Origin of the sequence: Liquorilactobacillus mali (genome assembly GCF_001437155.1) — a bacterium.
In the GTDB taxonomy this organism is placed as follows: Bacteria; Bacillota; Bacilli; order Lactobacillales; family Lactobacillaceae; genus Liquorilactobacillus; species Liquorilactobacillus mali_A.
Genome location: NZ_JQAR01000001.1, coordinates 157,452 through 171,612, shown reverse-complemented (window position 1 = coordinate 171,612; position 14,161 = coordinate 157,452). Strand labels below are relative to the sequence as shown.

Below are 14,161 nucleotides of genomic sequence, written 5' to 3'. Positions count from 1 at the left end.
ATAAAGGAAACAGACAGAGCGTTTTGACTTATAAAATAGTATAAATATATCCAGAGTAAACTAAAATAACAGGAGGAGCCAAGCCAAAATTTAGCTTTTGACTAACCTCCTCCTGTTACTTCGATTTACTAATTTGACTATTTTAATTATTAACTTAGCAAAAAAACTGCTTCTATTTTTTACCAAATCATCATTAAAATTGGAATGAGTGCTATCAAATTATTAGTAGTATGGATTGCTATGTTCAACTTAATATTATCGTACTTCACGTAGATGGCTCCTAAAATAACTCCCATCGTAACGTACATGAGTGCGCTAATAATCGTATCACTTGAATGTAGTAACCCAAAAAGAATTCCACTTATCAAGACTGCTGCCCAATTAATATTGAAAAACTTTAGTTTGATAGTGTTGATTACTAGTGCTCTAAAAAACAATTCTTCACAGATTGGAGCAAAGACCACTACCATCAACACCATTGTTAATTTAACGGAATTTTGTTGAGAAAATAATTGCATGATTGCTGCATTATTTTCAGTTTGATTTTCACCATTAAACAAAAAATTTAGTATGCCCAAAATATATTCACTAAACAACAACATTCCCATTCCCGCTAGGTACTTCTTAAAAAAACTACCAGAATGTCTCTTAAATATTTTTGTCCCTGTAACTTTCTGCAGTAATTTTAAAATTAACCAGATGGCCAAGATATATATAATTATTGTCAGTAAAAAGCCAAAATATTGCATCAATTCATTTTTATTTTTTAGTTGTAAAAGCAGGCCAACTTGAGGTAGCATACATAATCCAAAACCAATCAACAGAATTATGAGATACCCCGCCTTTTGAATAATTTTTTTCATTATATCCTCCTTTTTACTAATAAATCATTGTTTCTGAATTATTGCTTCGCCTGTTGCATAATTAATTTTTATCCCACTTTGTATATTTGGGATGAATACATTAAAATCAATTGTTCCATCCATTGATTTTGCCTCAATATGTGCACCGGAAGGTATAATATTTTTACCGCTGTAGATATCAGTAACACGATAGCGAATATTTTTATTTTGATCTAACCCCTTCCTAACAATCGTTTCGTAATAATTTTGCCCTGTAGAGTAGCTTGCTGCAGCTTCATTTGCCCACGCAGTCTGCGTAGCTATATTACGTTGATTTGATTCAGAAGCATCAAAACCGGTAATTCCGCCTACTAGAGCGTACCCGAGTAGATGTCCACGATCATAAGCATGATTGTATGTACCTTGTAAATTTAAAAGCTGTTTAAATCCGGCCGGCTTCCATGAAGTCGCACCCTCATTTGTTTCATTCCTATTGCGATATTGTCTTGTTGTCTTATTCAGCCACGCATCACCCACATTTGGTCTCCCCATACTGTCAACTGTGTTTGTTGCATAAGGCGCGCTTCTAATATTTGCATTCAATGTTGTTTTATTGTTATTAATAACAAAGGCCCCTGCGTTATTCCAAACAATGTTATTTCCTAACTTTTTTCTTACATCTTGCAATAATACTGATTCTGCAAGTGTTTGACTTGGAACTGAGTTCTTACCTGTTGAACTCGAATAATACGAAGAACTTGTTGCTGCCGAACTCGTATTGCTTGAATAACTTCTGGTAACGGAGCTTGTTGTTGTATTTCCAGTAATTCCACGATGTTCATCGTTACCATTAGTTTGAGTTGCATATCCGATTAGGAGTGCAACTACGACTGTTAAAATACTTACTAGAGAAACCGGTGTATTTTTTGTTTTTCTTCTTCTACTCACTTATTCCTATCCCCAACTCATTAGATTTCAAGCCATGGTACCAATATAAAAGTACCTGTAATAAAAACCATCTCCAATTAAAAAACAAGAGACCTACAACAAAACAATCGTTTTGTGACATCTCCTTTTGCTAGCCATTTATGACTACATTAAAAAATCGACCCTCATCTCTTTTATTGCTTGCTTCCCATCTTCAGACTTTTTTTTAATAATCGACTTACTTATTCAAACATCTTTGCATTCTTTTTTGTTACATTCTCAACCTTTTGTAAATTACCTTGTAATAAGATTCTAAGCGGAGTGTGTGCAACACCCTTGATTGGATCACAAGTAATCAATGTCACCATCTTTTTACCTGCCACATCATCTATCACCTGAACCTGGTACTTACTAATCGATTTACGTACATTAATTTGGTATACATATACTTTTTTCCCATCTGTCAAATATACCTTATCTCCCACTTTTGCCTTAGCTAAAGGCGAAAATAAAATATTGGGGTTATTCATGTGATGACCTGCTAAAGCATAATTACCAGTACCCATTTCTTGTTTAGCCTTCATTGTGCCAGCACCGCGTAATAAATTATTGTTGCTAATCCCGTAAAATATAGGTAGCTTTAGGTTAACTGCAGGAACTGCAATTTTTCCTATCATTCCAGTACTTTCTGACGTAAGACTTGCCTTTACGACCCGCGATGCGCTAGCCGATTTAACCTTACTAAAATCAAAGGATCCCTCCTTTGAATGTTTCTGGCTGACACTCTTTTTTAAATCAGTTGTTGTCATTTTATTTACTAGCATATCAGAAATTTGCTGATTAAAAACCAATGCTAGTCCGATTATTACCAGTAGAATCTCAATAAACCACATCATCTTTTTTTTCATCTTTATAAAACCCCAACCTATCAAATTCTTTGATACCTAAAATAATAGCATACTACTTCACCCAACACATTTCTAATGCATTTAATCGCATCAGGATTATCCAAAAATCATTAAACACATTTTTTACAAAAAAAATCATAAATCATTAATTTCAAAAAGCCACTACAACAGTAACATTTTTAAGAAACATGATGATTTATGAATTCTAAATTGAATAGTATCAGAAAAATTTGTTTATTTTTCAAGACTATCATTTTTTTTAACAGCGTCTTCTTTGGCAATGGGTAACGATATTCTAAAAACCGAACCCCTTTCAATCACACTCTCAACCGTAATCTGTCCATGATATCCTTCAATCAACCTTTGAGCTATCGAAAGTCCTAAGCCATTGCCGCCCTTTCCACGACTGCGAGCCTTATCAACACGGTAAAAACGATCAAAGACTTTCTGAATATTCTCCTTGGAAATACCTTCTCCGAAATCTTGAATAGCAATATTCACATACCTTTGATCTCTTGAAACCGATAGATGTACTTCTTTACGATTCTTGGAGTACTTTACAGCATTATCCATCAGAATGATCAGTACCTGCTCTAAATGATTACGATATATCTTAACTGGTGTTCTACCCTTTAGATCATCATCAAGCAAGAAAACGAAATCAGGTTTAATCATCTTAAAGTTATTATAAACCTGCGAAACAATTTCACGGACATCTGCAACTTCTTTACCGTATTGAATCTCAACTTGTTCAGCACGCGATAAATCAAGCATCTCCTGAACCAGACTCTTCATTCGATTGATTTCTTGAAGTGAGGCCGAAATTGACTCAGCCAAGACTTCTGGGTCATCTTTCCCCCACCGATTCAATAATTCCATGTGGCCCTGAACAATTGCAACTGGGGTTCTCAATTCATGAGAAACATCTTCGACAAACTGCTGTTGTTGTTCAATATATCGTTGCATTCGATCAAGCATATCATTAAAAAGCTGACTTAAATCAGATAGTTCATCATTTCGTTTAACGGCCTTAATCGGAACTCTAATATCAGCAATTGGATCGTCTTCATCTTCCTGATTAATCTTATCAATGGTATCATTTATCAAATCAATTGGTCGTAATAACCAAGCAGACAAAGCATACTCAAGCATTGCACTTGCGATAGCAGCTGTAATCCCAAATACAAAGAATATCAACCCCAACTTTTCTCGTGCATTATCATAATCGCTCAAGCGATTGGTAACTTGGATATAACCAATTACTTTTTGTGTAGTCTTCGCAACTACAGGTTTACGAATTATAAGAATATTAACACCTTTAACTTTTTGAACCTCGGTACTATTAGTATCATCACTAATATTAAACTTAACCGGTAAAGATCTTGAAGCGAAGACTTCTTCGCCATTTAAATTATAAATTCCAACACCAATATTTTTACGCGACAGTGTGACAAATACAGAATCTGAATATAAACTTGTCGGTCGATTTTTTTCCTGCTTAACCGTAGAAATATTTGAACCTAACTCACGTTTAGCACTGCTATTTGTTAATTCATTCTCTAAAGACGATAACCGGCTCTGTGCTACAGCTACAGCATCGCTAGCATATTGTCTTTCCTGCTGCAACATTAGATTAGAGAAACTCTGAAACAATAAGACTGCAAAAATCGCAAAAATAAACAATACACCTATACTGGTACCGATTGCCCATTTCAATTTAATTGAGAACCCTTTTTTAGATTTTTTTCTGGTTCTGAATAAAATTTTTTTCTTTTTTTTCACGAACGCATCACGTACCCTGTACCTCGAACAGTTTGAATATAACTTTCTTCATCTGGTCGATCAATTTTATTACGTAGGTAGCGGATATAAACATCAACTACGTTTGTTTCAATTTGTGACTCGTAGCCCCAAACCTTCTTCAGCAAGACATCCCGAGCAAGAACAACATTAACGTTCTCCATTAAAGCCAAAAGCAACTCATATTCTCTCTTGGTAAGTTCAATAATTTCATCACCACGACGAACTATGCGATTCTCCTTCTCAACTGTTAGATCACGGTATGTTACCTTCGTTTGCTTAGAAGCATTTTGTTCGCTTTCAATATCAATTCTGCGAAGCAATGCACGTAAGCGTGCTAATAATTCTTCAATTGCAAAAGGCTTAACGATGTAATCATCTGCTCCATGATCAAGGCCTGATACTCTATCGATCACTGAGTCTCTAGCTGTCATCATAATTATCGGTGTATTTTTTGTTTGTCTAACACGGCGGCAAACTTCAAGTCCATTTAGTTCGGGCAACATCAAATCTAGTAAAATGGCATCCCAATCACTCTCTAATGCAGCATCCAGTCCTGTCCGCCCATTATAATGAACCTCTGTCTCATAACCTTCATGTTGTAATTCAAGTTCCACAAACCTTGCAAGATTTTTTTCATCTTCAATAATCAGTATTCGATTCATAATCCACTCTCCTAGAAAATTAAATAATAATATTATAATTTTTTTATTTAACAATAATCTAACACAAAAGCAACCATTCCGCACTTCTTTGATAACTTTATTTTTTAATAATGCACAAAAAATCGATAGATTTATTTAGAAATCTATCGTTTTTTGACATTGCCTGCATATAACAATCCTACTATCTGTTAGACAATTTATTCTTCGTGATACCATTCATAATGGAATATACCCTCTTTATCAGTTCTTTCATAAGTATGTGCTCCAAAGTAATCACGTTGTGCTTGAACGATATTGGCTGGTAAGCTGGCCGATCTATATTGATCAAAGTAAGTAATTGCCGCAGTAAATGCTGGAACGGCAACTCCTGCTTGAACAGCCAATGCTACAATTTCGCGAACAGCTGCTTGATACTTATCAGTAATTTCCTTGAAATAAGGATCCAGCATTAAGTTGTTTAATTTGTCATTTTTGTTAAATGCATCTGTAATTTTTTGTAAGAATTGCGCACGAATAATGCATCCTTCACGCCAGATCATTGCTAATTCGCCATACTTAAGATTCCAATCATAATGTTCTGAAGCAACACGCATTTGCTCGAATCCTTGTGCATAACTCATAATTTTGCTAAAATACAAAGCTTCCCTAATTTTTTCAACCAAAGCTTTCTTATCAAGTTTTGTTGAATCAAAATCTGGTCCCTGCAAAACTTTGCTAGCCGCAACACGTTCGTCTTTCAAAGCAGAAATATATCTTGCGTATACAGATTCAGTAATCAATGATTGTGGTACACCAAGCTCAAGTGCACTCTGTGAACTCCACTTACCTGTCCCTTTGTTGCCAGCACGATCAAGAATAACGTCAACAATTGGCTTGCCAGTTCCCAAATCATCTTCACGTGTTAAGATTTCTGCAGTAATAGACATCAAGTAACTGTCAAGTTCACCTTTGTTCCAGTCGTTAAAAATATCAGCAATATCATTAACTCCAAGTCCAAGGACATTCCTCAACAGGTTATAACTTTCCGAGATTAGCTCCATGTCACCATATTCAATCCCATTATGAACCATTTTTACATAGTGCCCTGCTCCATTTGGCCCAATATAAGTTACACAAGGAGTCCCATCCTCAGCCTTAGCGGCAATCTTATTCAAAATCGGCTCAACAAGCTTATAAGCCTCTACTTGTCCACCTGGCATCAATGACGGGCCTTCAAGAGCACCCTTCTCACCACCAGAGACACCCATACCAATAAAGTTAATACCAGATTCATCCAACACTGCATTTCTGCGCATCGTGTCTTCAAAAAAGGTATTTCCACCATCAATTAACACATCGCCTTGGCTCAAATGCGGTAAAAGCTGTTTAATCAATCCATCTGTCGGAGCTCCAGCTTTAATCATCATAATAATTCGTCTAGGAGTCTCAAGTGAGGCAACAAAGTCTTCAATATTATAACTAGGTACAAGTTTCAAATCTGGATGGTCAGCAACGACCTTTTCCGTCTTTGAACCAGTTCTATTGTAAATTGCAACACTATAACCTCGACTTTCAATATTCAAAGCCAAGTTTTTTCCCATCACAGCCATTCCGACTACACCGATTTGTGGTTTATTCATTATTAAACCTCCTACAAATAATATTCTCTCCTAATGTTACCAAAAACAACTTAAAAGATAAAGACGTTGCCACATTTTAAATCTATTAATATGGAAAAGATTGTGTACCGTAATTTAGTAATATTTAACTTCTAATTTAAAATTGCGAGCTTCGTGTCCTATGATCACGAATAATTCTAAGCTAATTAAAGGTACTTTGGCCCTTTAAAATCATCGGTACACATTCAACAAAGGGACTGTACCATTATCTACCATGGTACAGTCCCTCTCAACCATTCTTATGAAACCTGTTTATCGTCTAAAATAAGCTCTGGCATCTTATTACCATCGACACTTGCCTTATTGATGATTACTTGTGAAACATCGCTACGACTAGGGATCTCAAACATTACGTCTCTCATTGTATTCTCAACGATTGAGCGTAAACCACGAGCCCCTGTGTTACGCTCAATAGCTAGATGAGCTATTTCCTTAAGAGCATCCTTATCAAATTTAAGTTTGACGTTATCAAGTTCAAGTAGCCTGCTATATTGCTTTACCAATGCGTTTTTCGGCTCTGTCAAAATTCTTATCAGGTCTTCTTCTGTTAACTTTTCCAAGGCCGATAAAATAGGTAATCGTCCAATGAATTCTGGAATCAATCCGAATTTCAACAAGTCTTCAGGAATAATTTGCTGCATCAAGCTTGCTTGGTCATTGTAGTTATTCGTTGAATCGACACCAAAGCCAATAGTCTTATCGCCTAAACGATTTTTTACCATTGTTTCAATTCCATCAAACGCACCACCAACAATAAATAAAATATTCGTAGTATCAATCTGGATAAATTCCTGCTGTGGGTGCTTACGTCCACCCTGAGGTGGAACATTAGCAATGGTTCCTTCAAGTATCTTGAGCAAAGCTTGCTGGACTCCCTCGCCTGAAACATCACGTGTTATTGAAACATTCTCACTTTTTTTAGCGATTTTATCAATCTCATCGATATAAATAATTCCACGTTCTGCACGCTCGACATCAAAGTCAGCACTTTGCAGTAACTTAAGAAGGATATTCTCAACATCTTCTCCTACATATCCAGCTTCAGTTAAAGTTGTAGCATCCGCAATTGCAAATGGAACTTGCAATATCTTTGCTAAACTCTGTGCTAAGAAAGTCTTTCCTGACCCAGTTGGACCTACTAAACAAATATTGCTTTTTTGCAATTCAGTCTCACTTTCATCATCTTCAAGGGAAGCATTAACTCGCTTATAATGATTATATACAGCAACCGCCAAAGTTTTCTTTGCTTGTTCCTGTCCAATAACATACTGATTCAAAATATCAACTATTTCACGTGGTTTAGGTACATCTGTTAGTTCTTCCGTTACCTGATCTCTAAATTCTTCATCTATAATTTCTTTGCATAAATCAATACACTCATTACAGATATAAACACCGGGTCCCGCAACAATCTTCTTTACCTGATCCTGTGACTTACCACAAAAAGAACACATCACAGGTTCATTGCTATCTGTATTTTCAAACATATTTAGCCCCCTAAAATTGCGACTTAATTTCCCATAGGCTCCTAATCATTCAACAATTATATACGTGCTAGCAACTTTTGTCGATGACTTTACCTCATTCATATTTATCTTTCTCTATTCAATTAAAAATATTGTCATTACCCACTCAACACAAAAGGGCCGTGCCAAAACCGTTGTTTTGGGGCAGCCCCTCGCTAATCATGTATAATTCGTAAAAAATTATTTGCCTTTTGTTTCTTTCTTTTCACGAGTTTGCTTAGCAGAATCAGTAATTTCTTCAACCACTTTGCGCACTGCAATATCATGTTTTAACATTTCATCGCTTAGTGCTGAACGTACTGCAGATTCTTCCATACCATATTGTTCTGCCAACTTCTTAATCTCTTTAGCAACTTCTTGGTCACTAATCTCGATATCTTCTTTGGCTACAATAGCCTCAAGAACTAAGTTAGTCTTTACACGTTTCTCAGAATCTTTCTCAAACTGCTTGTGCAAATCATCTTCTGAAGTACCTGTAATCTTATAGTACATCTCTGGAGTAATACCTTGTTGTTGCATTCCTGCCATATACTGTTCAATTTGACGATGGACATCGTCTTCAATCATTTCAGCTGGAATATCACCAATTTTTGAGTTATTAACAGCAATGTCAATAGCTTCATCTTGAATCTTCGACTTTGCGTCAGCAACTTTTTGTTCCTTTAATTCTTCTTTAATCTTAGCTTTTAATTCTTCCAAAGTATCGACTTCTTCGTCAACATCCTTAGCAAAATCATCGTCTAATTCTGGAAGTTGCTTAGACTTAACTTCATGAATTTTGACATCAAAAACTGCTTCTTTACCTTGCAAATCTTCAGCTTGATAATCTTCTGGGAACGTAACAGTTACAGTTACATCCTCTCCAGATTTATGACCAACTAATTGATCTTCAAATCCAGGAATAAAGGAGTTTGAACCCAATTCAAGAGAATGATTTTCGGCCTTACCACCGTCAAAAGCAACACCGTCAACTTTACCTTCAAAATCAATAACAACAGTATCGCCTTTTTCAGCAGCTTCGTCTTCTTTAAGTACAAGTTCAGCTTGTTGTTGACGCAATTCTTCTAATTTAGCTTCAATATCTGCCACAAGAACTCGTGTCGAATGTGGTGTAACTTCAAGACCCTTATAGTCACCAACTTCAACTTCTGGCTCAACTGAAACTTCTGCTGTCAACACCCATGGCTTGCCCTTTTCAAGGCTTTCAACATCGACATTTGGTTGGCCAACTGGTTTAATCTTTGTTTCACTTACAGCGTCAGAATATGCATCTTGCAATAAAACATTCAAAGCTTCTTGATAAAGTGCTTCTTCACCATACATTCTGTTAAAAATTTGACGAGGAACTTTACCCTTACGGAATCCTGGAACATTTAAATCTTTTTTAACACGATTGAAAGCTACATCTAAGCCCTCTTTAATTTTATCTTGTGAAATTTTGAAAGTTAACTTTCCTGTATTTTCACTTTGTTTTTCCCATTTTGCAGACATTATTTTCCCTCCGCACGATAATTTTGTACAACCAATTTAACAATTGCATACTAAATTAGTGTACCTTAGTTACATCAAATTGTAAACAATTACACTAAAAAAAGCTTTACATACCAATTATTTTGTTGTTAAGTTATTTTTCTAAAAAAAAAACTCGGAAAAATCCGAGTTTTTTTCACAAAAATTAATCGTCAATTTCTGAAACAACACCAGCACCAACAGTACGTCCACCTTCACGAACTGTGAATTTAAGACCTTTTTCGATAGCAACTGGAGCGATCAATTCAACTGTAAATGTAACGTTATCACCAGGCATAACCATTTCTACACCTTCTGGTAATTCGATAACACCCGTAACATCAGTTGTATGGAAGTAGAATTGAGGACGATAATTTGAGAAGAATGGAGTATGACGTCCTCCTTCTTCCTTGCTCAAGACATAAACTTCACCCTTGAACTTCTTATGAGTCTCAATAGAACCAGGAGCTGCAAGAACTTGTCCACGTTCGATTTGATCACGGTTAATACCACGAAGCAATGCACCAACGTTATCTCCAGCTTCACCTTCATCAAGAGTCTTACGGAACATTTCAAGACCAGTAATAGTTGTCTTCAATGGTGCATCTCTCAATCCAACGATTTCGACTTCGTCACCAACTTTAACAACACCACGATCAATACGTCCAGAAGCAACAGTACCACGACCAGTAATCGTAAATACATCTTCAACAGGCATCAAGAATGGTTTGTCTGTAGGACGAACTGGAGTTGGGATATATTCATCAACTGTATCCATCAATTCTTCAATCTTAGCAACAGCCTCTGGATCACCTTCAAGAGCTTTAAGAGCTGAACCACGGATAACAGGAATATCATCACCAGGGAAATCATATTCGCTTAATAATTCACGAACTTCCATCTCAACTAAGTCTAACAATTCTTCATCATCAACCAAGTCACACTTGTTTAAGAAGACAACAAGATATTCAACACCAACCTGGCGTGCAAGTAAGATATGTTCACGTGTTTGTGGCATAGGACCATCTGTTGCAGCAACAACAAGGATAGCACCATCCATTTGAGCAGCACCAGTAATCATGTTCTTAACGTAATCAGCATGTCCTGGGGCATCAATATGAGCGTAGTGACGCTTTTCTGTCTCGTATTCGATATGAGCAGTATTGATTGTAATACCACGCTCACGCTCTTCTGGAGCTGCATCGATTGTTGCAAAGTCTTGTTGTTCAGCCAAACCTTTGTCAGCCAAAACCTTTGAAATTGCAGCAGTTAAAGTTGTTTTCCCATGATCAACGTGTCCAATTGTACCGATGTTTACATGGGGTTTTGTTCTTTCGTAATGTTCTTTTGCCATTAATACGAACCTCCTGTAGTTTTGCAAGAAAAATCCGCAACAAATATTAGTTTGCTGATAATCCTTTAAGTTTTATTATACTACTTCCAAGCAAAAATACCAACATTTTTAGTACCCTGCAAAGAAGAATTCTTAAGCTATTATATAGATACACAAGTAATTTGTAAATAGTTATTCAAAAATAAGCTTATTTCACTTGCATTTAACTTACTAGCCACTCCATTCAACCAGTAATTCCTCAAGTTTCCGCGCTAGATTTTGTTCTCCGCCGCTATAGTTTTGAATATTCTCTAACATTAACAGTCCTCTCCATTTTTGAGAATTGCCGATGATTTCTTCTTCAAATGGATATAATAAGCTCAATTTTAGCTTAATTTCATTCCACCTTAGCAAATCATTATTATCATTCTGCTCAGAAATTATCTGCTGTTTTAAACTGCTGAACAATTTTGTTTCCTCAAACACGTGAAGCTTGCTAGGTTTAATCTTATATATTTTGCCATCAATAAAGAGATATGAAGCTTCCCGCTTATCATTGAGCTGTCTCAAATCATTTAATATGCTCACTTTAACAAACTGATGAACATTTTCATCACATAACAGTTTTTGTGCCGTTTCCTTAAAATCATCCAAAGGTAAGCCATAGCTCGCTTGTAAAGCTTTTCGTTGGCGGATTTTTGAAAATGCTCCACAATAAAGCAAAGTTTTTTTGAGTTCCTGCACTCTTTCCAGTTTAATCTTACTTTCCTCTTTTTTTATCAATCCAAAAAAATGATTTTTTTCCGCAGTATTCATATATTTTCTGACTTGCAGGTACAATTTGTGAGTTCCAATGACATCTTCTGCCATCATTTTTGCCAAAATTAAAAATTCAAATTTCTTATTATCAGACAAATATTCTATTAAATATTCCTCAGCCAACCTGCTTGCTTCTTTAAAATCGCTTTGCCCATAGCATGCTTGAAACAAAAAAAAGTTTGTTCTGAAATTTTTTTTCTCCAAATAACACTCTGCCAGTAATTTTTGAGCTTTTTTGTAATTCTTATCCTCTAAAAAAGAAATTCCTCTAGAGAAACTTATTTCATATTCTTTATCACCCATGCTAATCGCCTCCTAAACAAGAAAGAATACGACGAATTCAACTGCTGCCAAGCATTTTAGAAATTACAACTTTAAATTACAAAATTTCGTAATTTCTGTGCAGGTTAAAAACAAACAAAAAGACCGCCCCAAACTTGTGTCTAGGCACAGCCTTCCATTATTTTCCTGCCGCTCTTATTTTTTTTTCGAAAAATGTCTGTGCTGATTGATCTCCATGATTACTGGCAAAATCACAGGATGCCTTTTTGTATGCTCATACAAAAAACGATTAAGTTGATCACGAACGTCTTGTTTTAGATGTCCCCAGTCAAATTCTTTGTTATCCAAATTTTTTTGCACAGCCTCAGTTACGATAGTAGCACTCTCTGAAATCAAATCACGGCTTGTTTTAACATAAACAAAACCTCGTGATGTAATCTGTGGACTGTCAACAATTTTTTTCTTTCTCCTGTCGATTGTCACCACAGCGATGAAGACACCATCTTCCGAAAGAATCTTGCGATCACGTAAAACAATATTTCCTATGTCACCAACACCACTACCATCAATCAAAGTATTGCCAACCTCAACCGAACTAGCTAACAACAACTTATCATGGTCGTATTCAATAACATCGCCTTTAGACGTAATGAAAATATTATCTTTTGAAATACCAATTTCTTGAGCACATCTACTGTTAGCAGCCAATAGACGATACTCACCTTGAACGGGAATAACATACTTTGGCTTAAGCAGATTCATCATCAACTGCAAATCATTGCGGCTTGCGTGACCAGATGAATTTAACTCATCTGAAATGGCTTTAACGTCTGCTCCGGCACGATAAATCATATTTCTAGTTTTAGCAACTGCCGTTTCCATAGCATGTGAAGGTGTCGTTGTAATGAAGACCAAATCACCCTTTTTCAGTGAAACATTTTTGTGTTTCCCTAAAGCCATTTTCTGCAATGATTTTAAAGGTTCACCAGAACGCCCAGTCTCAAGAATTACAAGATTTTCATCTGGCACTTTGTCAATATCAGAAAGTGGTACTAACAATTCGTCATTTGGAAGATGCAATTTTTCTAATCTCAAAGCAGTATTAATTATTTCTTCGGCATCATGACCAGTCAAAATAATTTTACGATCATTTTGTGCAGCTGCATCAAAGACTTGTTGCACACGCATTATGTTAGAAGCAACACAAGCAACCACAATTCTGCCCTTGCGATATTCAAAATTTTCATTAATAAATTCAAAAATCTCGTATTCTGCAACTGGTGCATTTGGATTTTCAGCATTTGCAGAGTCACTTAATAATGCTAAAACTCCACTTTTCCCAATTTCAGCAAGCCTTCCAAAATCCGTACGATATCCATTTGTTGCAGTTTGATCAAATTTGAAATCACCAGTGTATACAATATTTCCCTTTTCTGTTTTTACCACTACCCCACAAGATTCTGGAATAGAATGCGTAGTCTTGAAAAAAGAAACTGTTGCGTTCTCAAAATCGATTTCAGTCTGATCATTGATAACATGGAAATCGTCAAATTTCTTTGTCTTTTCTTCGTCGTGCACCGTAATTTTTGCTAATTCAATCGTCAGTTCAGTCCCAAAAACTGGTACATTAAACTCACTCAAAAAATATGGTAAAGCTCCAATTGCGTCGGCATGTCCATGTGTCAAAAATACACCGACAATTTTATTTGCATTTTCTCTTAGGAAGCTAAAGTCTGGAATAACGGTATCGATTCCCAATAGTCCATTTTCGGGATACTTCAGTCCACAGTCTAAAATAAATATCTCATCATTCACCTCAACAGCATACATGTTTTTTGCATTCTCACGTACACCGCCAAGCGGAATGATTTTTATATCACTCATGCTTTCAC

11 protein-coding genes are annotated in these 14,161 nt (G+C 36.0%); all 11 read right to left on the bottom strand.

Annotation, left to right across the window (positions count from 1 at the left end):
* Positions 1 to 179: 179 nt before the first annotated feature.
* The 11 genes from IV36_RS00830 to IV36_RS00780 all read right to left on the bottom strand — a co-directional run bounded on the left by IV36_RS00830 (position 180) and on the right by IV36_RS00780 (position 14,153).
* A complete protein-coding gene (locus tag IV36_RS00830; protein WP_235810210.1) occupies positions 180 to 863 on the bottom strand; it encodes a CPBP family intramembrane glutamic endopeptidase in 684 nt (227 codons plus the stop codon).
* A gap of 24 nt (positions 864 to 887) precedes the next feature.
* Positions 888 to 1,790, bottom strand: a complete 903-nt coding sequence (locus IV36_RS00825; protein WP_056990280.1) for a DNA/RNA non-specific endonuclease — start codon at positions 1,788 to 1,790, stop codon at positions 888 to 890.
* A gap of 221 nt (positions 1,791 to 2,011) precedes the next feature.
* A complete protein-coding gene (locus IV36_RS00820; protein ID WP_056990279.1) occupies positions 2,012 to 2,677 on the bottom strand; it encodes a class A sortase in 666 nt (221 codons plus the stop codon).
* 234 nt (positions 2,678 to 2,911) lie between these two features.
* Positions 2,912 to 4,459, bottom strand: coding sequence for a HAMP domain-containing sensor histidine kinase (locus tag IV36_RS00815; protein WP_056990278.1), 1,548 nt, complete (start codon positions 4,457 to 4,459; stop codon positions 2,912 to 2,914).
* The gene (locus IV36_RS00810) at positions 4,456 to 5,142 is read right to left on the bottom strand and encodes a response regulator transcription factor (protein WP_010077842.1); all 687 of its coding nucleotides are present in this window, start codon (positions 5,140 to 5,142) and stop codon (positions 4,456 to 4,458) included. Before IV36_RS00810 ends, IV36_RS00815 begins: the two co-directional genes overlap by 4 nt.
* A 197-nt stretch (positions 5,143 to 5,339) precedes the next feature.
* Positions 5,340 to 6,761: an NADP-dependent phosphogluconate dehydrogenase gene (gndA, locus tag IV36_RS00805; protein ID WP_056990277.1), complete on the bottom strand. Its 1,422-nt coding sequence runs from the start codon at positions 6,759 to 6,761 to the stop codon at positions 5,340 to 5,342.
* 278 nt (positions 6,762 to 7,039) lie between these two features.
* Positions 7,040 to 8,287, bottom strand: a complete 1,248-nt coding sequence (gene clpX / locus IV36_RS00800) for an ATP-dependent Clp protease ATP-binding subunit ClpX (RefSeq protein WP_056990276.1) — start codon at positions 8,285 to 8,287, stop codon at positions 7,040 to 7,042.
* Between the two features lie 219 nt (positions 8,288 to 8,506).
* Positions 8,507 to 9,817 (bottom strand): trigger factor, encoded by a 1,311-nt coding sequence (gene tig / locus IV36_RS00795; protein WP_056990275.1) that lies wholly within the window; start codon positions 9,815 to 9,817, stop codon positions 8,507 to 8,509.
* A gap of 184 nt (positions 9,818 to 10,001) precedes the next feature.
* Complete coding sequence (gene tuf / locus IV36_RS00790) at positions 10,002 to 11,189, bottom strand: elongation factor Tu (protein WP_003689860.1); 1,188 nt, start codon at positions 11,187 to 11,189, stop codon at positions 10,002 to 10,004.
* 210 nt (positions 11,190 to 11,399) lie between these two features.
* Positions 11,400 to 12,290 carry a hypothetical protein gene (locus tag IV36_RS00785; protein WP_056990274.1) on the bottom strand — a complete coding sequence of 297 codons (891 nt, stop codon included), beginning with the start codon at positions 12,288 to 12,290 and terminating at the stop codon, positions 11,400 to 11,402.
* Between the two features lie 174 nt (positions 12,291 to 12,464).
* Positions 12,465 to 14,153, bottom strand: a complete 1,689-nt coding sequence (locus IV36_RS00780; protein ID WP_056990273.1) for a ribonuclease J — start codon at positions 14,151 to 14,153, stop codon at positions 12,465 to 12,467.
* Between the last annotated feature and the right edge of the window lie 8 nt (positions 14,154 to 14,161).

What these genes read in the sequence shown, in the direction of transcription:
- IV36_RS00830 (WP_235810210.1), bottom strand. Translation starts at nt 863, where the DNA reads ATGAAAAAAATTATTCAAAAGGCGGGGTATCTCATAATTCTGTTGATT.
- IV36_RS00820 (WP_056990279.1), bottom strand. Translation starts at nt 2,677, where the DNA reads ATGAAAAAAAAGATGATGTGGTTTATTGAGATTCTACTGGTAATAATC.
- IV36_RS00810 (WP_010077842.1), bottom strand. Translation starts at nt 5,142, where the DNA reads ATGAATCGAATACTGATTATTGAAGATGAAAAAAATCTTGCAAGGTTT.
- gndA (WP_056990277.1), bottom strand. Translation starts at nt 6,761, where the DNA reads ATGAATAAACCACAAATCGGTGTAGTCGGAATGGCTGTGATGGGAAAA.
- clpX (WP_056990276.1), bottom strand. Translation starts at nt 8,287, where the DNA reads ATGTTTGAAAATACAGATAGCAATGAACCTGTGATGTGTTCTTTTTGT.
- tig (WP_056990275.1), bottom strand. Translation starts at nt 9,817, where the DNA reads ATGTCTGCAAAATGGGAAAAACAAAGTGAAAATACAGGAAAGTTAACT.
- tuf (WP_003689860.1), bottom strand. Translation starts at nt 11,189, where the DNA reads ATGGCAAAAGAACATTACGAAAGAACAAAACCCCATGTAAACATCGGT.
- IV36_RS00785 (WP_056990274.1), bottom strand. Translation starts at nt 12,290, where the DNA reads ATGGGTGATAAAGAATATGAAATAAGTTTCTCTAGAGGAATTTCTTTT.
- IV36_RS00780 (WP_056990273.1), bottom strand. Translation starts at nt 14,153, where the DNA reads ATGAGTGATATAAAAATCATTCCGCTTGGCGGTGTACGTGAGAATGCA.